Source organism: Rhodoplanes sp. SY1 (assembly GCF_046000175.1).
Classification (GTDB): domain Bacteria; phylum Pseudomonadota; class Alphaproteobacteria; order Rhizobiales; family Xanthobacteraceae; genus Rhodoplanes.
In genome coordinates this window covers 1-4,886 of the sequence record NZ_JBEOMB010000216.1, presented here as the reverse complement: position 1 = coordinate 4,886, position 4,886 = coordinate 1, and the positions used below count along the sequence as shown (strand labels likewise).

Here is a 4,886-nt window from a genome sequence, read left to right as displayed (position 1 = left end):
ACCAGTGGAACAACGCCATCCTGACCGCCGACAACGGCGGCACGGCGCTCGGCACCGGCACCATCACGGTGGTGCACCGCTCGGACGGCAGCGGCACCAACTTCCTGTTCACCAACGCGCTGTACGAGCAGTGCAAGGGCGTCTACGGCGTGGGTGACGGCAGCCCGAACAACGCCTCGTTCGAGTTCGTGTTCACCGACCGCAGCACCGGCTCGGCCACCGGCTCGCCGCCCGTGTACAGCGGTGCCTGCCCGGCGCTGTTCTATCGCTCGGCCAACGCCACCAACTGGCCGGATCTCGCCACCACGCAGTGCCTCAGCTCGAACCCGGCGTACCCGGGCGTCGGCGCCCCGAACAACTTCGCCAACGGCAACGGCAATCCCGGCGTGATCGCCAAGATCACGACGACGAGCGGCTCGATCGGCTACTCGACGACCGACTACACCGCGCCGGTCGTCGTCGGCGGCCTGAAGAACGCCAACCTGCAGAACCAGGACAGCATCACGAGCGGCTCGACCTATTACGTCGCGCCGACCGTGACCGCCGCGAAGCTCGCCATGTCGGCCGCCAACCCGCGCTGGGACATCTACGACCTGTTCAAGGCGACGGATTGGAGCCTCCAGGGCATCGTCCCGAACCCGCGCACCGCGAACGCCTACCCGATCGCCGGGTTCACCTGGTTCGGCTTCTACCAGTGCTACGCGACGGGCTACCAGTCGCCGATCGTGAACTACCTCCAGTTCCACTACACGGACCCGGTCGCGATCGGCATCATCAACTCGCAGGGCTTCGGTGAGGTCCCGTCCGACTGGCTGAACTACATCGTCTCGCGCGTCACCGACGGCACCAAGGGCATGGGCACCGCCGGCGCCGGCACCTGCGCCGGCCAGTCGCTCCGCCGCCGCGTCCGCCCCTGTCGCCCGCCGTCCTGACGCCGCCGACGCCCGGCGCACCGGCGCCGGTTCTCCGCCCAGCGCCGCAGGCAGCCGTTCCGCCCACCCCGGCAGCGCCGGCTCCGGCTGCGCCGGCCGCCATCGCTCCGGCCCCGATGCCGCCGCCGGGCGACCTCGCCGACCTGCCGGCCGCCCCGGCGTCGAAGCCGACACCTGTCCCGGCGGCGCCTCCGGCGCCTGTCCCGGCGGCGCCGCCGGCGCCTGCCGCGGGTCCGGCCGCCATGGCCCCCGCCGCGCCGGCCCCGGCCGCCGCTCCGATGCCCACCCCGACGCCGCCCCCGGCCGCCGAGCCGCCGCTACCGATCATCGAAGGCGTGAAGCCGTCCACGGATCCGACCGGCGCCGTGCAGATGCAGGTCGGACGCCAGGCCGACAGCCTGATCCTCAGCTTCCCGTTCTCGGTCGCCACCCCGACCGCCGTGTTCAACCGGGCCGACGCGCTGTGGGTCGTGTTCGACACGCGGGCCAAGCTCGACATCGCGGCGCTGGGCCGCGACCGCAGCGGCACCGTGCAGAGCGCCGCGCTGATGGCGCTGCCGGACGGCCAGGCGCTGCGCCTGAAGCTCGAGCGGCCGCGGCTCGCGACGGTGCGCATCGACGGGGCGACCGTGTCGCTCGTCGTCGGCGACCAGGTGATGGAGGCACCGCGTCCGCTCGCCCTCGTCCGCAATCCGTCGAGCCAGAGCAAGATCACCGCGGCCGTGCCGTTCGACGACCCGCGCGCCGTGCACCGGATCGTCGATCCGGAGGCGGGCGACACGCTGGTGGTCGTCACCGGCCTCGGCCCGCCGCGCGGCTTCATGCAGCCGCAGGACTATGTCGAGTTCGGCGTGCTGCCCTCCGGCCACGGCGTCGTCCTGCAGCCGGTCGCCGACGACCTCACCGTCGAGCTCGGCACCGACCGCATCACCATCGCGCGCCCCGCCGGGCTCGCCGTGTCGGCGAGCGACATGGTCGGGCGCCGCACCGGCCTGTTCCGGCCGGCCGTGTTCGATCCGCAGCTCTGGGGCTTCGACCGCGAGGCCGAGTACGAGCCGCGCCGCCGGCTCCTGATCAACGCCGCCGCCGAGGCGCTGGAGACCCGGCGCACCGGCGCCCGGATGGATCTGGCCCGCTTCTATCTGGCCCGCGAGATGTACGCCGAGGCGAAGGGCGTGATCGACGTCGCGCTCGCCGACGAGCGGCCGGGCGCCGACGATCCGGCCGGCCTGTTCATGCGGGCGCTCGCCAACATCATGCTCGACCGCATCCCCGAGGCGCTCAAGGACCTGTCCAACCCGATCGTCGCGAGCCATCCCGACGCCCAGATCTGGCGCGGCTTCGCCGCGGCCAAGCAGGGCAACTTCGCCGACGCCAACGAGAAGCTGCGCACCGTCGAATCGTCGGTCTCGACGCTGCCGATCCAGCTCCAGCGGCTGATCCTCGCCGAGGCCGTGCGGGCCGCCGTCGAGGTGAAGAACTTCGCCGTCGCCCAGAACCTGCTGCACGCCTTCGAGACGCTCGGCATCGACAAGGACATGGAGGCGCGCATCGCGGTGCTCGCCGGCCAGGTGGCCGAGGGCGTGGGTCGCAGCGGCGATGCGCTCGCCGACTACCGGCTCGCTGTCGCCACCCTCACCGGGCCGGACGCCGCCAAGGGGCGGCTGCGCGAGGCGGTGCTGCGTTATCACCTCGGCGACCTCAAGCGCACCGAGGTCATCTCCGATCTCGAGGAGCTCACCACGGTCTGGCGCGGCGACGAGACCGAGATCGAGGCGCTGCAGCTGCTCGCGCGGCTCTACACCCAGGAGGGCCGCTATCGCGACGCCTTCCACGTGATGCGCACGGCGCTGTCGGCGCATCCGAACTCCGATCTCACCCGGCGCATCCAGGAGGAGGCGGCGTCGACGTTCGATACGCTGTTCCTGGCCGGCAAGGGCGACGCCATGCCGGCCGTCGACGCGCTCGGGCTGTTCTACGACTTCCGCGAGCTCACCCCGATCGGCCGCCGCGGCGACGAGATGATCCGCCGGCTCGCCGACCGGCTGGTCTCGGTCGACCTGCTCGACCAGGCGGCCGAGCTCCTGCAGCACCAGGTCGATCATCGCCTGCAGGGCGCCGCCCGCGCCCAGGTCGCGACCCGGCTCGCCATCGTCTATCTGATGAACCGCAAGCCGGACCGGGCGCTCGCCACGATGCGGGCGACCCAGACCACCAACATCGCCACCGAGCTGCGCAACCAGCGCCTGCTGATCGAGGGGCGGGCGCTCTCCGACGTCGGCCGGCCCGACCTCGCCATCGAGGTGATCGCCAATCTCGACGGCCACGAGGCGCAGCGCCTGCGCGCCGACATCCTGTGGTCGGCCAAGCGCTGGCAGGCGGCGGCCGAGCAGATCGAGATGATGTACGGCGAGCGCTGGCGCGACTGGCAGCCGCTCTCCGAGCCGGAGCGCGCCGACCTCCTGCGCGCCGCGATCGGCTACGCGCTCGCCGAGGACACGCTGGGCCTCGACCGCTTCCGCGAGAAATACGTGGCCAAGATGGCCGACGGGCCGGATCGCCGCGCCTTCGAGGTGGCGACCGCGCCGCGCGCGTCCAACGCCCCCGAGTTCGCCGCCGTCTCGCGCATGGTGGCCGCGACCGACACGCTCGATTCGTTCCTGCGCGACCTGCGGGCACGCTATCCCGAGACCGGATCGTTCAGCGCCGATCCGTTGCCCGTGGCGCCGCCCGCCGGCGGTCCGCCGGGCGCCACCCCGGGAACCCAGAGCCGGGCACCGCTCGCCGACCCGGACCCGACCGCCGCCATCCGCTCCCGCAAGGTCACGGCGGTGCGGCGGTAGGCGCCGGTGCGGCGGCGGGCGCCGCCCGCCGGCTCAGCTTCCGAAGCTCTGCACCAGGCTGCCGGCGACGAGGTTCCAGCCGTCGACCAGGACGAAGAAGATCAGCTTGAACGGCAGCGAGATGGTCGCCGGCGGCAGCATCATCATGCCCATCGACATCAGCACCGAGGCGACGACGAGGTCGATGATCAGGAAGGGCAGGAACAGCAGGAAGCCGATCTCGAAGGCGCGCTTGAGCTCGGAGATCATGAAGGCCGGCACCAGGATGCGCAGCGACATGTTCTCCGGGCTCGCCGGCGGCGCCTCGCGCGCCATGTCGAGGAACAGCTTGAGATCCTTCTCGCGGACGTTCTTCAGCATGAAGGCGCGGAACGGCTCGCTCGACCGCTCGAACGCCTGCTCCATGGTGATCTCGTTGTTCATCAGCGGCCGGATCCCGGTGTCGTAGGCGCGCTCGAAGGCCGGCCCCATCACGAAGGCGGTGAGGAACAGGGCGAGCGCGATCAGCACGCTGTTGGGCGGCGCCGTGGCGGTGCCGAGCGCGGTGCGCAGGAGCGACAGGACGACGACGATCCGGGTGAACGACGTCACCATCACGAGGATCGACGGTGCGAGCGACAGCACCGTGATCAGCGCGATGAGCTGGAACACGCGCTCGGTCAGGGCGCCGCCCTGGCCGAGATTGAGGCTGAGATCCTGCGCGGCCGCCGGCCCGACCAGCACAGAGGTGAACAACGCCGCGGCCGACAGCATCAAGGTGATCGGCAGCGCGCCGGCGATCGCCGCGACCGCGGCCGTCGCCCCGGCTCGGGCCGCCAATGCTCCGGCCGCCATCGTCGCGAGACGAACGCGGCGGCCGCCGAAGGTGCGGATCACGGCTTGCCGGGCGTGCGGCCGAGCAGATTCGCCATTTCCTCTTCGAGGCTCTCGTAGGCGGTCTTGCCGGACGGCGGGGAGTCCTGGGGGGCGGGAGCCGGGGCCGGTTCGGCGGATCCGGAGGCCGGCGGCGGGGCTGGAGGCTCGGGCGTCGCCTGCGCCGGCTCGGGAGCTCCGTCGAAGGCCAGCGGTGCGGTAGCGGGTGGCGCGGGCGGGGCCGGCTCGGCGGCCGGCG

The 4,886-nt window shown here is 72.3% G+C and carries 3 protein-coding genes and 1 pseudogene; 2 read left to right on the top strand and 2 right to left on the bottom strand.

Annotation, left to right across the window (positions count from 1 at the left end; all coding sequences use genetic code 11):
- The coding region (locus ABTU92_RS28525; RefSeq protein ID WP_408094953.1) for a substrate-binding domain-containing protein at positions 1–932 on the top strand (932 nt) is incomplete at its 5' end.
- A gap of 278 nt (positions 933–1,210) precedes the next feature.
- Positions 1,211–3,775, top strand: coding sequence for a hypothetical protein (locus ABTU92_RS28520; protein WP_408094952.1), 2,565 nt, complete (start codon positions 1,211–1,213; stop codon positions 3,773–3,775).
- 33 nt (positions 3,776–3,808) lie between these two features.
- Here the strand turns inward: ABTU92_RS28520 and fliP are convergent, their stop codons facing one another.
- The gene (gene fliP / locus ABTU92_RS28515; RefSeq protein ID WP_408094954.1) at positions 3,809–4,528 is read right to left on the bottom strand and encodes a flagellar type III secretion system pore protein FliP; all 720 of its coding nucleotides are present in this window, start codon (positions 4,526–4,528) and stop codon (positions 3,809–3,811) included.
- A gap of 119 nt (positions 4,529–4,647) precedes the next feature.
- Positions 4,648–4,886, bottom strand: a pseudogene (locus ABTU92_RS28510) (hypothetical protein); the annotation flags it as partial.

What these genes read in the sequence shown, in the direction of transcription:
- fliP (WP_408094954.1), bottom strand. Translation starts at nt 4,528, where the DNA reads ATGCTGTCGGCCGCGGCGTTGTTCACCTCTGTGCTGGTCGGGCCGGCG.
- ABTU92_RS28520 (WP_408094952.1), top strand. Translation starts at nt 1,211, where the DNA reads ATGCCCACCCCGACGCCGCCCCCGGCCGCCGAGCCGCCGCTACCGATC.